Raw genomic sequence first — 20,602 nt, 5'->3', positions numbered from 1 at the left:
ATGGCTGCGATTTTTGCCAATTGTTTTCAATCTAGAACGAGCTAATCAATTAAGTCCCTTGCCAGATAAGGATTTAGCCGATTTCTGCCCCCTGATCGAACCATACCAAGTAACGAAGAACCATTATTTTCTGCTAAAATATCATAACTACTCTAGAAGATCCTTAAAACTCAAATCTGATAACTGATAACTGATAACTGATAACTGATAACTGATTATGTATTGGTATAATGGCGAATTAATCGAGGATGAGCGAATAAGTCTGGGTATTGATGATATTGGGCTGCTTTATGGAGCCACAATATTTACTACCCTGCGTATCTATCAACAAAGCTTAGATCATCCCCTGACCCATTGGCAAGAACATCTCAAACGTCTGCACTCTAGTTTACAAGTTTTTCAATGGCCTGATCCCGATTGGCGGCGAATTCGCCAAGGATCCGAAGAATTATCCCTATTCTATCCTGTCCTGAGAATCACAATTTTTCCCGATGGTAGGGAGTGGATTAAAGGCAGATTTCTCCCCGAAGATTTACATCTTAGACAAGAGCGGGGAATTATTGGGTGGGTAACAGATAATCCCGCTTGGCAACGCGTTTTAGGAGAACATAAAACTGGTAATTATTTGACCCCTTGGTTAGCGTCACAAACTGCTCAAAAAAAAGGAGCAAAAGAAGCGATATTAGTCGATCGAGTCGGGAATTGGTTAGAAACTAGCACGGGCAATTTATGGGGATGGAAAGATAATTGCTGGTACACTCCCCTGCTTACTGCTGATATTTTACCCGGGATCGGTCGCTCGGCTTTGATCGGTTGGTTAAAAAAACAAAATATTTCCCTGCAAGAAAATATCTGGACCCCGGAATTTGTCGGGACTTTACAGGCGATCGCCTATAGTAATTCCCTGGTGGAAATTATCCCTTTTAATTCTATTCTTGGCTCTGATCTAGAGATAAATACAGCTATTTATAGAGAAATTTTGCCAGATTTACAGCAATATTTTTGCGGTCAGTTAGATAATAAATAAAGGTGTGTTACTAGAGGCTAACACACCTAAAATCGGGAAATAATGCCGCTCAAGCTTTAAAATTCTCGCTCGGAATAAGCCTCACTATCGCGTTTAGAACCGAGTAAATCTAATTGATCGACGAGAATCACCGGTTTAGAGCGAGCTAATCCGGTGTTTTTATCATTCCAGGTATCCATTTTTAAAGACCCTTTAATCCCGATTAAACCGCCTTTTTTCACATAATTAGCGGCCACCTCCGCCGTTTTGCCCCAAATTTCCAGATCGAACCAATCCGGCTGATCGCTATTTTTCGAGCGACGATTAACCGCTAAAGTGAAGGTACATAAAACCTTACCCGACTCGAAATACTTCGTTTCTGGGTCTCTCCCCGCTCGTCCCACCAAATGAACCAGATTTAAACTCATGGTCTTAAATCCTCAATTTAGTACAATAGTATGTTTATTTTAGCCCGAAACCTCGGCCTTGACCGGTGGCCAGGGGGAAAATTAGGGGCAGGATTTGCGTCAATCTGGAGAGAAAGAAGCGATAATTAACTAGACTTGAGAAACAAAACCTAATAAAATCCAAGTCGATTCGATCGAAAGTCTAGCTATAGCAACGTTTTATAAGAACAGGAGTGAAAACAAGTGGGTTTTTTTAGAGGTCTAGGCTTATCAAGGGACATAGGTATAGACTTGGGGACAGCAAACACCCTCGTTTATGTATCAGGGAAAGGCATCGTTTTAGAGGAACCATCGGTAGTGGCGATCGATCAAGATCGTAACCCGGTCGCCGTCGGGGAGGAGGCAAAAAAAATGCTCGGTCGCACTCCGGGCCATGTCACCGCGCTGCGACCCCTGCGCGATGGGGTAATCGCCGATTTTTACAGTTGCGAGATCATGTTAGCGGAATTCATCAAACGAGCGCTCGATGGCACGATTGGCAATCCCCGCATGGTAATCGGTGTTCCCAGTGGCATTACTGGAGTAGAAAGACGCGCGGTGGTGGATGCGGCCAAAAATGCCGGTTCGCGAGAAGTGGGGTTAATTGATGAACCGGTTGCGGCGGCCTTGGGTGCAGGTTTACCCGTCTCGGAAGCGACGGGTAATATGATCATCGATATCGGTGGTGGCACCACGGAAGTGGCCATTCTCAGTCTCGATGGGACAGTGATCAGTGAATCGGTCCGTGTGGCCGGGGATGAACTGACGGAAGCAGTTATCGCTTATCTGAAAAAAGTCCATAACCTGATTATCGGGGAACGCACGGCCGAAGATATCAAAATTCGCCTTGGTTCGGCTTATCCCTCCCCCGGAGATGAATTTCCTCCTCTGGAAGTGCGGGGATTGCATCTTATGTCGGGTTTACCCCGCACCGTGACGATCAAAGCGGAAGAAGTGCGGGAAAGTATGGATGAGCCACTCTCCGTGATCGTTGATGCGATCAAACGTACCCTAGAAAAAACTCCCCCCGAATTGGCCGCCGATATTATCGATCGCGGCATCATGTTAGCGGGAGGAGGTGCTTTATTACGGGGACTCGATCGCCTAGTCAGTCACGAAACCGGTATCGTTACCCATGTGGCTGAAGATCCCCTGCGCTGTGTTGTCAAAGGCACGGGAGAAGTGTTAAAAAATCAGAAACTCTTTGAGCGGATCGTTAATGAAACAACTCGCAATGTCTAAAGGTCACTAGGATCGGTTAGCGGCAAAAGACACGGATTCTCACTCTACACAGCCAAGAGGTTTAAAATCGCTCATGTATTCAGCACGACGAAAATGGACACAGCAGGGATGGCGACTTTTGCTGCTCGCTGCCGCTCTGGGGGTAGCTTGGTACATTCGCACCTATCAAAGTGGGGCGATTTTAGAATTGTATGGTTTATTAACTCGCCCTTTTCAGGGAGAGGAAACTAATCTGCAAGAGCAACTTCTGGCCGATCAACGGGTGCGGGAATTACAAAATCGTTTAAGTGAAGTCGAATATCAAAATCAACAATTAAAAAAACAGCTTGGTTATTATCAAACCCAGAAAAAACCCCTGATTTCTGCCCCAATTATCGGCCGCAGCGCCGATGATTGGTGGCAACAGGTAATTATCGGTCGTGGTAGCGCCGATGGTGTGCCAGTGGGTGCTTCGGTGACGGGAATTGGTGGTTTAGTGGGACGGATTACGGAAGTTACTCCCCACACCAGCAAAGTTTTATTGGTCAGTAATTCCCAAAGTCGCATCGGAGCAACGGTGAATCGTAGTCGGGCCATGGGTTTGATTCAAGGTCAGAATTCCCAAGTCGCCACCCTGCGCTTTTTTGAAAAAGCTCCCGATGTCAAACCGGGAGATGTGGTGACAACTTCGGCTTTTAGTAGTCTTTTTTCGCCAGGTTTGCCCATCGGTCGCATAATTTCCCTTAATTTACAGGAAAATCCCGCCCCCACCGCCAAAATTGAATTTACCGCCACCGTGGACAATCTCGAATGGGTGTTCGTTCACCCGCAACCTCAGCAGTGAGAGGGGGAATTATGCTGAAATTAAGCCGTTTATCAGCCCGTTCTCGTTTTATACTGAATATTTTGGTCACTGTCGCTTCGCTGCTTCTCTGTGCCTTTCTTTCCTTAATGCGGCTGCCCGGTATGGAGATTTTAGGCATCGCTCCCAATTGGTTACTGATTTGGTTGGTTAGTTGGAGTCTCAATCGCTCTTGTCTCGATAGTGTGGTGGCCGGATTAGCGATCGGTGCTATTCAAGATAGTCTTACCTCTAATTATCCTTCCCATATCATGGTTTTTGGTCTGATCGGTTTCCTCACTTCCCGTTTACACCGACAGCGTTATGTTAAAGAAGAATTGATCGCCGTGGTCTTAATTGTCTTTTTCATGACTTTAATTGCCGATGGTGCGATCGCTTTTCAATACTATCTACAAGGAGGCAAAAATCTCGCTGATCTTTGGCTCGATTATCAACGCATTGGCCTCACTTCTGCTCTGCTTAGTAGTCTCTGGACTCCCCTCCTCTATTACCCTCTCCAGCAATGGTGGCGACAATTTAGCGATCTTTAAAGAGTCAGGAGTCGGTCGTCGGGAAATTATTTTTATTTATTCTCCCTGCTCCCCTCTCCCCAATTCATAATTCATAATTCATAATTCATAATTCCCACTCCCTCACCCGCTCAACTAACATGAAATACAAACAAAAACTTAGTCAATTTTTTCATAATCTCGCTAATAAATTAGGAAATTCCAAGCAACCCCCTAAAGTCGATCCTATCGACTCCAAATCTGCGCCCGTTGCGGAGGAAAAGCCAGTAGAAGCCGCTTCCGAAGAGAAAAAGGTGAATTTAGTCTCCAAAACCAGTAGTAAGGCTCTAGAGACATTAAAACCTCTAAAGAACAAATTTACTACCCTGATCGACAATTCCCCCTTACCGCAATGGCGACAGCATCCCCGCTTTGGGTTGTACTTGGGATTGGGATTAGGGGTGACAGGGGGACTTTTGGGGGTAGGTTGGGGCATTTATCGCCTTGAAACCTCTCTACCGCAAAATATCGCCGATATACAAACCTATGCTCGTCCAGGCACCCTGACAATTCAAGCCGCTAATGGGGAAATCCTCAAGCAAAATGGCCCTAGCACTTACGAAACCGTGAAAATTGCCCAAGTTCCCCCACTGGTACAGGAAGCCTTTATCGCTAGTGAAGACCGCCGTTTTCGCCAACACGGGGGAGTTGATGGCCAGGGTATTGCTCGCGCTCTCTTTTCTAACCTGAGAGCCGGGGGAGTGGTGGAAGGAGGCAGCACCATCACCCAACAATTGGCCCGGATTGTCTTTTTATCCCAAGAAAGGAGTTTTGATCGCAAATTACGGGAAATGCGTATCGCTCAGAAAATAGAAGATAAATATACAAAAGACCAGATTTTAGAGCGTTATTTTCACCTAGTTTATCTCGGTTCCGGGGCCTACGGTCTGGCCGATGCCGCTTGGTTATATTTCAGTAAACCCGTCGATAAATTAACTCTAGCCGAAGCTGCCACCCTTGCAGGCATTGTTCCCGCTCCTAGTCTCTATTCTCCCCTCGAAAACCCTAAATCTGCCCTAGAACGGCGTAATATCGTCCTCAAAACTATGGCCGAGGTGGGATTTATTACTAACGCTCAAGCACAACTGGCGATCGCATCTCCCCTAGGCCTGAAAACCAGTCCCCTAAAACGTCTGCAACGGCAAGCGGCCTATTTTACCGATTATGTGGAAAAAGAACTGCCGCAACTGGTTCCCGCTAAAACCCTAGAAGCGGGGGGATTGGTGGTAAAAACTACCCTTAATCCTCGTTGGCAAAGCGAAGCGGAGGAAGTGGTAGAAAGAGCGGTTTCTCGTTATGGCCAGTGGCAGAACTTCCAACAGGCGGCTTTAGTGGCAATTGACCCCAAAAATGGGCAAATTAAGGCTATGGTCGGGGGAATTGACCACGATAAGAATCAATTCAATCGGGTGACACAAGCAAAACGTCAGCCGGGATCTACTTTTAAACCTTTTGTCTATGCGGCGGCGATTGCGGCGGGTAAATCCCCTTATTCTGATTATAAAGATGCTCAGTATGTGGTGGATGGTTATAAACCGGAAAACTACGGTGATAGGTATAGCGGCCGCGAGGTGTCCATGCGCGATGCTTTGACTTCTTCCCTCAATGTGGTGGCGGTTCAGGTGTTAGTGGCTGTGGGTTGGAATCCGGTGATTAAATTAGCTCAAGATATGGGTATCCAGTCGAAACTTTTACCCACTTATTCTTTGGCTTTGGGTGCTTCGGAAGTCAATCTTTTAGAATTGACCAGCGCCTACGGGACTTTTGCTAATAATGGTGTGCATCAACCAGTTTACGGTATTAATCAGGTACTTGATCGCAATGGTAAAGTAATTTATCAAGCCAATTTTAAACCGAAAACTGCTCTGAATCAAAACACGGCAGCGACGATGACTTGGATGCTGCAGGATGTGGTTAATTCGGGAACGGGAACCCCCGCACAAATTGGTCGTCCGGTGGCAGGAAAAACTGGCACTTCTGACAAGGCTCGTGACCTTTGGTTTGTCGGTTATATTCCCCAATTAGTCACGGGAATTTGGCTCGGTAATGACAATAATAAACCCACCAATGGAGCCAGTACCATGTCCGCTTGGATGTGGCGACAATTTATGTTAGAAGCAATTAAGGATATTCCCTATCAAGGTTTCCCAGAACCGAATTTAGGTAAACGTCCGGTGACATTAAAAGCGGAACCCATTAAACCCCGACGTACCTACTTTACCCAAACTATTAATAACCGTTTAGCCAGCAGTGATGAGGGTTCCCCCACCGAAGGCCCCATCCGCAGACGGCGACGGGTTCGGGTAAGTCGTGAGCAAACTATCGTCCGTTCTAATACTAGCGAACCGAGCCAACGCCGTTCTAGTCGTCGGCGTACTACCGTTGCTCCTACCAGCGCCGCTGCTCCTAGTCCTCAAAATACGGCCCCCGCAGCAGCCGAACCGATTACCGTTCCCGTCACTGTGGCAGCTCCCGAAACTCGTTCGGTTCCCCTAGAGGTGACTCCTCCCCCTGATGTGATTCCTCCCGCACCCCCGGCAGAAAGACGCTGAATCGGCAAAAAAACCCCCGCAGGATTTGCGGGGGTTACAGTGCCAAAACTGCTCGGTCAAATAGACCGTTTGTAAAAATCAAAAATTGTTGTTAGGGTTAGGATTCAGTAGCCAGTAGTCAGGAGTCAGGAGAATTAAAAATAAGTAATAATCAATTAAATAGTCTATTTACAGATTTTAGGCGATTTAATCCTTATTTTTGCTGTTTTTGAGCCATCAAAAATTAATTATCCAAGAGGTCAAATCTTGCAAAACCATCGGATTTTTGGCGGCGAAACCGGGGAATTTAGCCGAAAGCTTGCCGCTATAATAACTAAAAAGCTTGTTTAATGCCGATGACCAGTCTTATTTCCCCCACTACCATCTCCTCAACTCGTTTAAGTCTCAGCTATCAAGTGGCTATGTCGGAACCGACTTCACACCTCTTTGAAGTCACTCTACAGATTACTGGTTGGCAAGCTCCGATTTTAAACCTAAAAATGCCGGTTTGGACCCCCGGTTCCTATCTGGTGCGGGAATACTCCCGTTTAGTCCAAGATTTTCAAGCTGTTAACCTCAAAAGTCGCAAAGTTGCTAAAAATCACTGGCAGATTGACAATGGTGACAGTTCCGAAATAACGGTCAAATATCGCGTTTTTGCCCACGATTTAACCGTCAGAACCAACCATCTCGACGATACTCACGGTTACTTCAACGGGGCTGCTTTATTCTTCTATATCCCCGATTATCAAAAACATCCCCTCACCTTGACAATTATCCCCCCCCATGGCGATTGGCGCGTTACCACTGCCTTAAAATCTTTACCCGGACAGAAAAACAGCTTTCACGTTCCCGATTTCGATACCCTAGTGGACAGTCCTGTGGAAGTGGGGATTCATCAGTTATACGATTTTGTCGTCGAGGGAAAACCCCATCAATTAGCTATCTGGGGACGGGGAAACGCCAATCCTAGTCAAATTATCGCCGATACCACTAAAATTATTCAAACCGAGTCGGCTATGTTCGGTGGACTCCCCTATGATAATTATCTCTTTTTGCTACATCTTTCGGCGGCTGGTTACGGGGGACTAGAACATAAAAATTCCTGTACCCTTAACTATGCGCGTTTGGGATTACGAGATAAGGATAAATATAATCGTTTTCTGCAATTAGTCGCCCATGAGTTCTTTCATCTCTGGAATATCAAGCGTATTCGCCCAAAAGCTTTAGAAAGCTTCGATTATGACGCAGAAAATTATACTTCTTCCCTCTGGTTTGCCGAAGGAACCACCAGTTATTACGATATAGTAATCCCTCTACGGGCGGGAATATACGATAGTAAGACTTTTTTAGAGCTTTTAAGCAAAGAAATTACTCGTTATCTCAATATACCCGGTCGTCTTGTCCAACCTCTAGGCGAATCGAGTTTTGATGCTTGGATAAAACTCTACCGACGGGATAGCAATAGCGATAATAGTCAAATTTCCTACTATCTCAAGGGGGAATTATTGTCGCTGCTTCTGGATTTACTAATTCGCACCCACACCGATAACCGTCGTTCCCTCGATGATGTTTTACGCTCGATGTGGCAACATTTCGGTAAAGAGGAGATTGGTTATACCGATGGGGAATTGCAGGCAATTCTCGAATCCGCCGCGGGAGTGGATTTAAGTGACTTCTACTGCCGTTATATCGACGGTTTGGAAGAATTACCCTTTAATGAATATCTTGAACCTTTTGGACTCTATCTGCGGGGTGTTGGCAATGGGGAGACGATACCTTATCTGGGAATGCGGGTACAGAGTGAAGCGGGTAAAGAAATAATTAAATTTGTCGAGATGGGTTCTCCTTGCCAAAAAGCGGGAATTAATGCTGATGATGAATTATTGGCTATCGATGGATTGCGGGTGACGGCGGAACAGTTAAACGAAAGATTAAAAGACTACCGCGCAGGTGATATTATTCAGATAACAGTCTTTCATCTCGATGAATTGCGAACCCTTGCTGTTCCACTGGCTGCCCCGCAGACGATTCGCTATGAAATTATCAGGGTAGAAAATCCTTCTAATAGCCAGAAACAAAATTTTTCCGCATGGGTAAATCCCGTTTAATTCTTGGTTAAATCAACAAAAAAATGTCTATTACCGCCGAAATTCCTTTCCTTCCTCTCGCCTATTTTGAGAATAAATTTATCCCTTTTACTGAGGCAAAATTATCCATTGCTACCCACGCACTACACTACGGAACTGCCGCTTTCGGTGGTTTACGAGGTACTCCCGACCCTAGCAATCCAGGACAGATATTATTATTTAGATTGGAACGTCATTGTCAGCGTTTAAGTCAAAGTGCTAAGTTTCTTAATTACGAGATTTCTGCTGATAAAATCTATCAAATAATTATCGATTTTGTGAAAAAGAATCAGTGTAATCGACCTTTTTATATTCGTCCCCTTGTCTATAGTTCAGGGTTGGGAATTGCTCCGCGATTGCATGGTATCGAGAAGGATTTTCTAGTCTATGGTCTAGAAATGGATGATTATTTAGCTGCCGATGGGGTTAACTGTCGGATTAGTTCTTGGTATCGTCAGGAGGATAGAAGTTTCCCGTTGCGAGGTAAAATTAGCGCCGCTTATATCACTTCTGCTTTAGCAAAAACGGAAGCGGTAGAATCGGGGTTTGATGAGGCAATTTTAATGAATTCTCAGGGTAAAGTCTGTGAAGCGACGGGAATGAATATTTTTATCATCAGAAATGGTCAGCTAATTACTCCTAGTTTTGACCAAGATATCCTAGAGGGTATTACTAGAGATAGTGTTTTAACTATTGCGCGGGATTTGGGTATTCCGGTTATTGAAAGACCCGTAGATAAGACGGAGTTATTTATCGCTGATGAGGTGTTTTTAAGTGGCACTGCGGCGAAAATTACTCCGATTAAAAGGATTGAAACTTTTTCTTTACCTGCAGCTAAACCGATTACTTATCAGTTAAAAGAAAAGTTAAGTTCTATTGTTCTTAATCAGGAACAAAAGTATCAAGATTGGATTACTCAAGTTCCTTTATAGTTAGGGAACTTTACTTTATTTTTCCTTGAGATGCGTCAAATCATGACCCATCTCAAGGAACCCTGAAATAAACGGAAATTATTCATTTTTAGGTTTGGCTCCTTCCTGTATGTAGGGTATAGTTTTATTAGGATCAAGATTCAGGATGGGTTTATTATCTCTTGTTATTTTTTGTCTTTGATTATCGCTTTCTTGCTGATTGTGATTATTATCGGTTGTATGTTCCATAGTAGAGCAAATAAATATGACAAATATTTGGCTTACCTATGATTATACCTTAAACTCTCTCAAAGTTGTCAAGGATAGTATTAATCAACTAAATACAAAACTTACTTTGATTCTAACTATTAGTTAGCTGCTGTTTTGGTTAATTGTGGCTAAGATTTACCTGCTTATATAGTTTTCCTTGAATGTAACCAATCTCTGTTATGCGTGGGTGAAGCTGTCCTGCATTTAAACGATGTCTGGGAAATTTTATTACCAATGCTCAAACTCTCAAACTAGGGATGAATTTCCGGTATCACTGGTCACTGAAATAGGTACAATAAACAGTGGCTCGTTTTCATAGAGAACTTAGAATGACGCAAAATAATCCCCTAGAGTTGATTGAGAAGTTAGAAACAGGAATCCCCGGCTTTGATTTTCTTTCGGAAGGGGGATTACCGAAAGGACGAGCAACTTTGATAGCGGGGACGGCAGGAAGTGCTAAAACGGTCTTTGCCTGTCAATTTCTCGCAGAAGGCATCAAAAATGGAGAAAATGGCGTTTTTGTCACCTTCGAGGAGCCACCCCAAGCACTGAGAAAAAATATGGGTGGTTTCGGTTGGAATATCCGGCAGTGGGAGGAGAATCGCCAGTGGGCCTTTGTCGATGCTTCCCCCCAACCGGAAGAAAAGCCGATGGTGACAGGAGAATACGACCTAGGCGCATTAATCGCTCGCATTGAGTTTGCTATCCGCAAAAATAAAGCTAAACGGGTGTCTATGGATTCTTTAGGCGCAATTTTTAGCCATTTGAGTGATAGCGCTCAAGTGAGAAGTGATCTTTTTCGTCTGGCAACCGCTTTGCGAGAATTGGAAGTAACAGCGATTATGACCGCAGAAAGAACCCAAGAATACGGCGAAATCAGTCGTTATGGGGTGGAGGAATTTGTGGCCGATAATGTGGTGATTTTACGCAACGTTTTAACCGATGAGAAAAGAAGAAGGACGATCGAAATTTTAAAATATCGGGGAACCGATCACCAAAAAGGAGAATTTCCTTTTACAATTATTCCCAATAAAGGGGCCGTGATTATTCCTTTATCAGCCATTGAATTAGAACAAAAATCCTCTAATATTCGTATTACTTCCGGCAGCCTGGAACTCGATAGAATGTGTGGGGGTGGTTTCTTCCGCGATTCGGTTATTTTGGTTTCGGGAGCCACAGGAACAGGAAAAACCCTGATGGTGACAGAATTTATGGCTGGGGGAGTAACTAATGGGGAAAGATGTTTAATTTTTGCCTTCGAGGAAAGTCGCGAACAGTTATTTAGAAATGCTACCGGTTGGGGTGTGGATTATGACCGCATGGAAAAGGAAGGTAAATTAAAGGTAGTCTGCCGTTATCCCGAAACTACGGGTTTAGAAAATCATTTAATTATGATGAAGGAAATTATCGAGGAGTTTCAACCTAATCGAGTGGCAGTAGATAGTTTATCTGCTTTAGAACGGGTTTCTAATCTGAAAGGATTTCGGGAATTTATTATCGGTTTGACTTCTTTTATTAAGCAAAAAGAGGTAGGAGGATTATTTACTTCCACCACTCCCACTTTATTAGGAGGTTCCTCGATTACAGAAGCTCATATTTCTACAATTACCGATTCAATTATTCTACTGCGTTATGTGGAAATGTATGGAGAAATGCGCCGCGGTATCACTGTTTTAAAAATGCGCGGTTCTATGCACGATAAGGATATTCGTGAGTTTTCGATCGATCATCAAGGTATGCACATCGGCCAACCTTTCCGCAATGTTACCGGAATTCTGGCCGGAACTCCTATGTACACAGCACAAACAGAGGTAGAACGTTTGAGTGGATTATTTGAGGATCGTAGTTAAAATATAGCAGTACTTGCTAATCGCGCGTCGGTGGTTAGCTTTTTTTCTCCCTATCTCCTTCTTGCTTTCTTGATATGTCTAAAAACTTTTGCTTTATTTTTCTAGGTCTTTTACTGATAAATAACCTACATTTATCAGCCTTGGCAGAAACAGTTTTACAAAGAATTGCTCGCACGGGAGAATTAAAAGCGGCAGCTAGAAAAGACGCTACTCCCTTTAGTTATATCGATGAGAAAACGGGAAAATGGACAGGTTACGGAGTGGAATTAATGCGCTTAGTCCAACGTCGATTAGCACAAGAATTGGCTAAACCGATTACAATAACCTTTACAGAAGCGACGACTAATAATCGTTTTCAGCAAGTGGAACAGGGACAAGTAGATTTATCCTGTAATGCGGCAACAATCACGGAAGAAAGACTAGAAAGGGTTAATTTTTCTATTCCCTATTTTATGACAGGAGCGCAATTTTTAACTAAAAGGGAAAATGTTGATAAAATAGATATTAATAACACTTTAGCGGCAGTTGCGATCGCCTATATTCCCCACACCACCACCGATAGTATTATTCGTTATATCTATCCTCTGGCTAATTGGCAAGCTGTCAGCGATCGAAGTGAGGCAGTGGCAAAATTACAAAGGGGAGAAGTAAACGCAGTGGTTAGTGATGGAATTCTTCTGCTGGGGGAACTCGTTAAACAAGGACAGGATCCGCGACAATTTGTGCTACTACCCAGTCAACCGATTACCACCGAACTTTATGGCTGTATTTTACCCAAAAACGATCCCGAATGGAAAAAATTTGTTGATACTGTTGTCGGCAGCAATGATAACCAGAAACTGCGAGAACAATGGTTTAATTTAGAAGAAAGTTCTTTCCCCTATAGGATTCTCAATCAACCCTAAAAATAGACTGTAATTGCTGAAAATTAAAAGTTAGTAAATTCTAGTTTTTTTGCTTTTGACTTGTTACTTTTTCCTGAAAAATTATGTCTTTTGTCGGTTTACATATTCACAGTGATTATAGCTTACTTGATGGTGCTTCCCAATTGCCGGCACTAATTGATCGAGCGATCGAATTGGGACAACCAGCGATCGCTTTAACCGATCATGGAGTCATGTATGGTGCGATCGAATTAATTAAAACCTGCCGTAATAAGGGAATAAAACCAATTATTGGCAACGAAATGTATATAGTCAATGGCGATATTGAAGTCAATCTTCGCCACCGAAAATATCATCAAGTTGTTTTAGCCAAAAATACCCAAGGCTATAAAAATCTAGTTAAATTAACAACTATTTCTAATCTGAAAGGTATTCAAGGTAAAGGCATTTTTGCTCGTCCTTGTATCAATAAAGAGTTACTCCAACAATACCACGAAGGATTGATAGTTACCAGTGCTTGCTTGGGTGGAGAGATTCCTCAAGCGATTTTAGCTAATAACAGGAAACTGGCTAAGGAAACTGCTAAATGGTATAAAAAACTTTTTGGTGATGATTTTTATTTAGAAATTCAAGACCACGGTTCTAAAGAAGATCGGATTGTCAATGTAGAAATAGTTAAAATTGCTAAAGAATTAGGAATTAAAGTAGTTGCTACTAACGATTCTCACTTTATTTCCTGTTACGATGTAGAGGCACACGATGCCTTGCTTTGTATTCAAACTGCCAAGTTAATTACTGAAGACAAACGCCTCCGTTATAGCGGCACAGAATACTTAAAATCTGCTGATGAAATGCGCTTACTTTTCCGTGATCATCTGCCAGAAGATGTGATTGAAGAAGCGATTAATAACACCTTAGAAGTAGCAGAAAAAGTCGAACCTTATAACATATTTAATGAACCAAGGCTGCCTAATTATCCTGTTCCTGCCGGACATACTGCTGATAGTTATGTAGAAGAAATTGCTTGGTTAGGATTACTAGAAAGATTAAAATGTCCTTCTCGTCACGAGATTGAACCCGTTTACAAAGAAAGGCTGGAATACGAATTAAAAATGTTACAGAAAATGGGATTTTCTACCTATTTTCTCGTCGTTTGGGACTATATAAAATATGCTAGAGATCATGATATACCCGTCGGTCCAGGACGCGGTTCTGCGGCCGGTTCTTTGGTAGCATATTCTTTAAAAATAACCAATATTGATCCCGTTCATCACGGTTTATTATTTGAGCGTTTTCTCAATCCTGAACGAAAATCTATGCCTGATATTGATACGGATTTCTGTATCGAGAGACGGGATGAAATGATCCAATACGTTACGGAAAAATACGGTGAGGCTAATGTTGCCCAAATCATTACTTTTAACCGCATGACATCAAAAGCTGTTTTAAAAGATGTGGCGAGGGTGTTAGATATTCCCTATGCCGAATCGGATAAAATGGCGAAAATGATTCCCGTTTCTCGCGGGAAACCGACACCGTTAAAAGTGATGATTTCCGATGACACTCCCGAACCAGCATTTAAAGAAAGATACGATACGGAACCCCATGTGCGTCATTGGTTAGATATGGCAATTCGTATCGAAGGTACTAACAAAACCTTTGGAGTTCATGCCGCAGGAGTCGTCATTTCTTCCCAGCCTTTAGATGAAGTGGTTCCCCTCCAGAAAAATAATGATGGTGCGGTAATTACCCAATATTTCATGGAAGATTTAGAATCATTGGGATTGTTAAAAATGGACTTTTTAGGGTTAAGAAATTTAACCACTTTGAAAAAAACCGCCGATTTAATTAAACAAAATCAGGGCATAGAAATTGATCTGGATCAATTGCCTTTAGATGAAAGAAAAGCCCTGCAAATTCGGGCCAAAGGGGAACATAAAAAACTACCTCCCGATATTCTCAAAACCCACGGATTACTAGAAGAAGGGGATTTAGAAGGTATTTTCCAGTTAGAATCGTCGGGGATGAAACAGATCGTTAAAGAGTTAAAACCATCGGGTATTGAGGACATATCTTCAATCCTAGCACTCTATCGTCCCGGTCCTTTAGATGCGGGATTAATTCCTCTCTTTATTGGCAGAAAACACGGTAGAGAACCCATTCGTTATGATCATCCTTTATTGGAACCAATTCTTAAGGAAACCTACGCAGTTTTAGTCTATCAAGAACAGATTATGAAAATGGCGCAGGATTTAGCTGGTTATTCCCTAGGAGAAGCAGATCTATTGCGTCGAGCAATGGGTAAGAAAAAAGCCTCCGAAATGCAGAAACAAAGGGAGATGTTTATCGATGGTGCTGCTAAAAATGGTGTGGAAAAAAGAATCGCTGAAAATCTCTTTGAACAGATGGTAAATTTTGCCGAATATTGTCTGGGAGGTGAGACGTTAATTTTAACTGAGGAATACGGATTATTACCAATTGCTAAAATTGTGAGCGAAGAAATTAACTGCACTGTTTATAGTGTAGATAAAAATGGTTTTGTTTATAGTCAACCAATCTCTCAATGGCACGAGCGAGGTTTACAAGAGGTCTTTGAATATACCCTAGAAAATGGGCAAACTATCCAAGCAACCAAAGATCATAAATTTATGACTAGCGACGGAGAAATGTTAGCCATAGATACAATATTTGAGCGAGGTTTAGATTTAAAATCCTCTGATTTTTCCTAAAAACCAAACCCCCCAATCTGGTGAGATTGAGGGGTAGGAAAGAATAATCCTGGCATCGAGCTATTGTCCCGGTCGGCAACCCGACAAGTATCTTGGCCACGGTGAAGTTTCACAACCGAGTTCGGGATGGAATCGGAGTGGTGCCATCACGTTAAAGACACCAGGAAGGGTAGAACCCTCAAGACTGCAAAAACTAGGGAAAAAGTGTGGAAAAGAAGAATGAGGTCAAGCCCTCGGTCGGTTAGTACTCCTCGACTGCACTCGTTACCGAGCTTCCATCTAGAGCCTATCAACGGGTAGTCTACCCGAGACCTTACTGGCTTAATGCCATGAGAGCAATCATCTGGAGGTGGGCTTCCCACTTAGATGCTTTCAGCGGTTATCCGCTCCGCACATGGCTACCCTGCGTTTACCGTTGGCACGATAACAGGTACACCAGCGGTGCGTCCTTCCCGGTCCTCTCGTACTAAGGAAGGCTCCTCGCAATGCTCTTACGCCTACACCGGATATGGACCGAACTGTCTCACGACGTTCTGAACCCAGCTCACGTACCGCTTTAATGGGCGAACAGCCCAACCCTTGGGACCGACTTCAGCCCCAGGTTGCGATGAGCCGACATCGAGGTGCCAAACCTCCCCGTCGATGTGAACTCTTGGGGGAGATCAGCCTGTTATCCCTAGAGTAACTTTTATCCGTTGAGCGACGGCCCTTCCACGCGGTGCCGTCGGATCACTAAAGCCGACTTTCGTCCCTGTTCGACTTGTGGGTCTCACAGTCAAGCTCCCTTCTGCTTTTGCACTCTATCGTCCCATTTCCAACGGGACCGAGGGAACCTTTGCGCGCCTCCGTTACCTTTTAGGAGGCGACCGCCCCAGTCAAACTGCCCACCTGAAACTGTCTCCCGCCCCGATTAGGGGTCAGGGTTAGAATTCTAGCCTCGCCAGAGTGGTATCTCACCGTTAGCTCCACTCTCCCCACGAGGAGAGTTTCAAAGCTTCCCACCTATCCTGCGCAAGCGAAGCCCGAAGCCAATTCCAGGCTACAGTAAAGCTTCATAGGGTCTTTCTGTCCAGGTGCAGGTAGTCCGTATCTTCACAGACAATCCTATTTCGCCGAGTCTCTCTCCGAGACAGTGCCCAGATCGTTACGCCTTTCGTGCGGGTCGGAACTTACCCGACAAGGAATTTCGCTACCTTAGGACCGTTATAGTTACGGCCGCCGTTCACCGGGGCTTCGGTCGTCAGCTTCAGATTACTCCTGACCAACTTCCTTAACCTTCCGGCACTGGGCAGGCGTCAGCCTCCATACTGCGTCTTACGACTTGGCGGAGACCTGTGTTTTTGGTAAACAGTCGCCTGGGCCTATTCACTGCGACCCTCTTGCGAGGGTACCCCTTCTCCCGAAGTTACGGGGTCATTTTGCCGAGTTCCTTAGAGAGAGTTATCTCGCGCCCCTTAGTATTCTCTACTTCCCCACCTGTGTCGGTTTCGGGTACAGGCAATTAATGATTAACGTGGTTCGGGCTTTTCTAGGAAGCTTGATCAGCGCCACTTCCCTCCCGTGGGAGGTGGGACTCGCGTCTTAGCTCCAGGTGTTTTCACCACCTCTCATCGCCTCGACTGCTTGCACTGGTAACCAACATCCAGCTGACGTTGACCTTCTCCGTTCTCCGGCACAATCATTAATCGGTACGGGAATGTTAACCCGTTGTCCATCGACTACGCTTTTCAGCCTCGCCTTAGGTCCTGACTGACCCTCCGCGGACGAGCCTTGCGGAGGAAACCTTGGGGTTTCGGGGTGTGGGATTCTCACCCACATTTTCGCTACTTAAGCCGACATTCTCACTTCTATAGAGTCCACAGCTGCTTGCCGCTACTGCTTCACCCCCTATAGAACGCTCCCCTACCACTACAATGTAGTCCACAGCTTCGGTAGATAACTTAGCCCCGTTCATTTTCGGCGCAGGAGCGCTTGACCAGTGAGCTATTACGCACTCTTTTAAGGATTGCTGCTTCTAGGCAAACCTCCTGGTTGTCAATGCACTCCCACCTCCTTTCTCACTTAGTTATCATTTGGGGACCTTAGCTGGTGGTCTGGGCTGTTTCCCTCTTGACGATGAAGCTTATCCCCCACCGTCTCACTGGTAGTTTTTTTAGCCGTATTCAGAGTTTGCCTCGCCTTGGTACCGGTCTCCCAGCCCGCGGCGAAACAGTGCTTTACCCCGACTAAACTTCCACTACCGCTGCGCCTCAACACATTTCGGGGAGAACCAGCTAGCTCCGAGTTCGATTGGCATTTCACCCCTAACCACAGCTCATCCGCTAATTTTTCAACATTAGTCGGTTCGGACCTCCACTTGGTTTTACCCAAGCTTCATCCTGGCCATGGTTAGATCACCCGGGTTCGGGTCTACAAATTATGACGTTTCGCCCTATTCAGACTCGCTTTCGCTGGGGCTGTGGGGTCTTCCCCCTTCACCTGCCATAACCTGTAAGTCGCCGGCTCATTCTTCAACAGGCACACGGTCAGACGTTCAATCGTCCTCCCATTGCTTGTAGGCTAACGGTTTCATGTTCTATTTCACTCCCCTTCCGGGGTTCTTTTCACCTTTCCCTCGCGGTACTGTTTCTCTATCGGTCACACGGGAATATTTAGCCTTACCTCGTGGTCGAGGCAGATTCACACGGGATTTCACGTGCCCCATGCTACTCGGGATGCAGTTAAGCTGGTTCCTTTTTCGACTACAGGACTTTCACCTTCTCTGGTGCGGTTTTCAGCCGCTTCGTCTAAATTTCCCAGTCTTTTGTCACTGTCCCACGACCCCAAGTTCCGCAGAACTTGGTTTAGGCTGTTCCCTTTTCGCTCGCCGCTACTGGGGGAATCGCTGTTGCTTTCTTTTCCTCTGGCTACTAAGATGTTTCAGTTCACCAGGTTTGCTCGCTCCACCCTATGTATTCAGGTGGTCGTGTTTAGGGTTGCCCCATTCGGATATCTTCGGATCAATGCTTGCTTCCCGCTCCCCGAAGCGTTTCGTCGGTAACTACGTCCTTCTTCGCTTCCGTGTGCCTAGGTATCCACCGTTAGCCCTTATTAGCTTGACCTTGCGGTCCTCTTTTTTGGCTTTTTCACCTAGCTCTATGCAGTTTTCAAGGTTCCTCTGGACTCTTTACTCAGAGCCAGCATTCTCTCCTATATATAAATTAGGATAAGGTGCTGATTCCTCGCTTCTTTTTTTTGGCCACCTGTGCAGGTGGGCCATCCTGGACTCGAACCAGGGACCTCACCCTTATCAGGGGTGCGCTCTAACCACCTGAGCTAATAGCCCTTGTTCCTGATTCAGGTCTTTTATGAACCCAGAACCTAGTTTGAAAGCCTCATGCCTCGCTCCGACCTTTTGGGATTGATTCTTGGTAGCGACTACTTTTTTTCGTCCCATACCTGAATTAGGTCTCCCTTTAAGGAGGTGATCCAGCCACACCTTCCGGTACGGCTACCTTGTTACGACTTCACCCCAGTCACTAGCCCTGCCTTAGGCATCCCCCTCCTTGCGGTTGAGGTAATGACTTCGGGCGTGACCAGCTTCCATGGTGTGACGGGCGGTGTGTACAAGGCCCGGGAACGAATTCACCGCCGTATGCTGACCGGCGATTACTAGCGATTCCTCCTTCATGCAGGCGAGTTGCAGCCTGCAATCTGAACTGAGGCCGGGTTTGCTGGGATTCGCTGGCTCTCGCGAGTTCGCTGCCCTTTGTCCCGACCATTGTAGTACGTGTGTCGCCCAAGACGTAAGGGGCATGCTGACTTGACGTCATCCCCACCTTCCTCCGGTTTGTCACCGGCAGTCTCCTTAGAGTCCCCAACTTAATGCTGGCAACTAAGAACGAGGGTTGCGCTCGTTGCGGGACTTAACCCAACATCTCACGACACGAGCTGACGACAGCCATGCACCACCTGTGTTCGCGCTCCCGAAGGCACCCCCAGCTTTCACCAGGGTTCGCGACATGTCAAGTCTTGGTAAGGTTCTTCGCGTTGCATCGAATTAAACCACATACTCCACCGCTTGTGCGGGCCCCCGTCAATTCCTTTGAGTTTCACACTTGCGTGCGTACTCCCCAGGCGGGATACTTAACGCGTTAGCTTCGGCACGGCTCGGGTCGATACAAGCCACGCCTAGTATCCATCGTTTACGGCTAGGACTACAGGGGTATCTAATCCCTTTCGCTCCCCTAGCTTTCGTCCCTGAGTGTCAGATACAGCCCAGTAGCACGCTTTCGCCACCGATGTTCTTCCCAATCTCTACGCATTTCACCGCTACACTGGGAATTCCTGCTACCCCTACTGCTCTCTAGTCTGCCAGTTTCCACCGCCTTTAGGTCGTTAAGCAACCTGATTTGACGGCAGACTTGGCTGACCACCTGCGGACGCTTTACGCCCAATAATTCCGGATAACGCTTGCCTCCCCCGTATTACCGCGGCTGCTGGCACGGAGTTAGCCGAGGCTGATTCCTCAAGTACCGTCAGAACTTCTTCCTTGAGAAAAGAGGTTTACAATCCAAAGACCTTCCTCCCTCACGCGGCGTTGCTCCGTCAGGCTTTCGCCCATTGCGGAAAATTCCCCACTGCTGCCTCCCGTAGGAGTCTGGGCCGTGTCTCAGTCCCAGTGTGGCTGCTCATCCTCTCAGACCAGCTACTGATCGTCGCCTTGGTAGGCCTTTACCCCACCAACTAGCTAATCAGACGCAAGCTCTTCTTCAGGCCAATTAGGTTTCACCTTGCGGCATATCGGGTATTAGCAGTCGTTTCCAACTGTTGTCCCCGTCCTGAAGTTAGATTCTTACGCGTTACTCACCCGTCCGCCACTAGAATCCGAAGATTCCCGTTCGACTTGCATGTGTTAGGCACGCCGCCAGCGTTCATCCTGAGCCAGGATCAAACTCTCCATGATGAATCGTTTGATTCTTTGACTTTTTTTGGTTTCCCCCTTGCGGGTTTCACCGTTTTGTTATAGAATTGCTTCTAAACGAGGCTGTTTTACTTGGCTTTCAAACTATTGTTTTGTCTAGGTTCCAGCGTCGTTTGTTTCGCTTCGCTTTCGCTTCGCTTCAACCGCGCATTTACCAATGTATCTAACTTCCCCAGGTTTGTCAACCCCTTTTGGCAAAATTTTTTGATCTTTTTTCTATCCCTTGCTACGTAAGCCTTTCAGCTTTTAAGC

The 20,602-nt window shown here is 45.4% G+C and carries 12 protein-coding genes, 1 tRNA gene and 3 rRNA genes; 10 read left to right on the top strand and 6 right to left on the bottom strand.

The window, feature by feature from the left end:
* The first annotated feature begins 217 nt into the window (after window positions 1–217).
* Window positions 218–1,027: an aminotransferase class IV gene (locus tag MICAI_RS13195; protein ID WP_008202759.1), complete on the top strand. Its 810-nt coding sequence runs from the start codon at window positions 218–220 to the stop codon at window positions 1,025–1,027.
* A gap of 56 nt (window positions 1,028–1,083) precedes the next feature.
* Here MICAI_RS13195 and MICAI_RS13190 read toward each other — a convergent pair whose 3' ends face one another.
* Window positions 1,084–1,434, bottom strand: coding sequence for a single-stranded DNA-binding protein (locus MICAI_RS13190; protein ID WP_008202758.1), 351 nt, complete (start codon window positions 1,432–1,434; stop codon window positions 1,084–1,086).
* A gap of 222 nt (window positions 1,435–1,656) precedes the next feature.
* On the opposite strand from MICAI_RS13190, the gene MICAI_RS13185 reads away from it, so the two are divergent.
* The 6 genes from MICAI_RS13185 to MICAI_RS13160 all read left to right on the top strand — a co-directional run bounded on the left by MICAI_RS13185 (window position 1,657) and on the right by MICAI_RS13160 (window position 9,675).
* A complete protein-coding gene (locus MICAI_RS13185; RefSeq protein WP_008202755.1) occupies window positions 1,657–2,694 on the top strand; it encodes a rod shape-determining protein in 1,038 nt (345 codons plus the stop codon).
* Window positions 2,695–2,767: 73 nt separating this feature from the next.
* Complete coding sequence (gene mreC / locus MICAI_RS13180) at window positions 2,768–3,517, top strand: rod shape-determining protein MreC (RefSeq protein WP_008202753.1); 750 nt, start codon at window positions 2,768–2,770, stop codon at window positions 3,515–3,517.
* Window positions 3,484–4,065 (top strand): rod shape-determining protein MreD, encoded by a 582-nt coding sequence (gene mreD, locus MICAI_RS13175; RefSeq protein ID WP_008202752.1) that lies wholly within the window; start codon window positions 3,484–3,486, stop codon window positions 4,063–4,065. The genes mreC and mreD overlap by 34 nt, the downstream gene beginning before the upstream one ends.
* Before the next feature lie 119 nt (window positions 4,066–4,184).
* Complete coding sequence (locus MICAI_RS13170) at window positions 4,185–6,635, top strand: transglycosylase domain-containing protein (RefSeq protein ID WP_008202750.1); 2,451 nt, start codon at window positions 4,185–4,187, stop codon at window positions 6,633–6,635.
* 329 nt (window positions 6,636–6,964) lie between these two features.
* Window positions 6,965–8,725: a M61 family metallopeptidase gene (locus MICAI_RS13165; RefSeq protein ID WP_008202748.1), complete on the top strand. Its 1,761-nt coding sequence runs from the start codon at window positions 6,965–6,967 to the stop codon at window positions 8,723–8,725.
* A 23-nt stretch (window positions 8,726–8,748) separates the two neighbouring features.
* Window positions 8,749–9,675 carry a branched-chain amino acid transaminase gene (locus tag MICAI_RS13160; RefSeq protein ID WP_008202745.1) on the top strand — a complete coding sequence of 309 codons (927 nt, stop codon included), beginning with the start codon at window positions 8,749–8,751 and terminating at the stop codon, window positions 9,673–9,675.
* Window positions 9,676–9,753: 78 nt separating this feature from the next.
* Here the strand turns inward: MICAI_RS13160 and MICAI_RS26470 are convergent, their stop codons facing one another.
* On the bottom strand, window positions 9,754–9,903 hold the full coding sequence (locus tag MICAI_RS26470) for a hypothetical protein (protein WP_008202743.1): 150 nt from the start codon (window positions 9,901–9,903) through the stop codon (window positions 9,754–9,756).
* A 350-nt stretch (window positions 9,904–10,253) separates the two neighbouring features.
* Between MICAI_RS26470 and kaiC the strand changes: the two genes are divergently transcribed.
* The 3 genes from kaiC to MICAI_RS13145 all read left to right on the top strand — a co-directional run bounded on the left by kaiC (window position 10,254) and on the right by MICAI_RS13145 (window position 15,387).
* Entirely contained in the window at window positions 10,254–11,774 is a 1,521-nt protein-coding gene (gene kaiC / locus MICAI_RS13155) for a circadian clock protein KaiC (RefSeq protein WP_002797104.1), read from the top strand.
* A 74-nt stretch (window positions 11,775–11,848) separates the two neighbouring features.
* Window positions 11,849–12,679: an amino acid ABC transporter substrate-binding protein gene (locus MICAI_RS13150; RefSeq protein WP_008202740.1), complete on the top strand. Its 831-nt coding sequence runs from the start codon at window positions 11,849–11,851 to the stop codon at window positions 12,677–12,679.
* 83 nt (window positions 12,680–12,762) lie between these two features.
* Complete coding sequence (locus MICAI_RS13145; protein ID WP_008202738.1) at window positions 12,763–15,387, top strand: trans-splicing intein-formed DNA polymerase III subunit alpha N-terminal partner DnaE-N; 2,625 nt, start codon at window positions 12,763–12,765, stop codon at window positions 15,385–15,387.
* 47 nt (window positions 15,388–15,434) lie between these two features.
* Here MICAI_RS13145 and rrf read toward each other — a convergent pair.
* The 4 genes from rrf to MICAI_RS13125 form a co-directional block, all read right to left on the bottom strand.
* Window positions 15,435–15,552: ribosomal RNA gene (gene rrf / locus MICAI_RS13140) — 5S ribosomal RNA — on the bottom strand.
* A gap of 56 nt (window positions 15,553–15,608) precedes the next feature.
* Window positions 15,609–18,488 (bottom strand): 23S ribosomal RNA (locus MICAI_RS13135).
* Window positions 18,489–18,638: 150 nt separating this feature from the next.
* Window positions 18,639–18,712: transfer RNA gene (locus MICAI_RS13130), tRNA-Ile, on the bottom strand.
* Between the two features lie 131 nt (window positions 18,713–18,843).
* Window positions 18,844–20,332 (bottom strand): 16S ribosomal RNA (locus MICAI_RS13125).
* Together the 16S, 23S and 5S rRNA genes with 1 tRNA gene alongside form the textbook arrangement of a ribosomal RNA operon.
* Window positions 20,333–20,602 lie beyond the last annotated feature (270 nt).

Origin of the sequence: Microcystis sp. T1-4 (assembly GCF_000297435.1) — a bacterium.
Lineage (GTDB): Bacteria > Cyanobacteriota > Cyanobacteriia > Cyanobacteriales > Microcystaceae > Microcystis.
The sequence above is the reverse complement of the archived record's forward strand: the minus strand, read 5'-3'. Positions and strand labels throughout refer to the sequence as shown.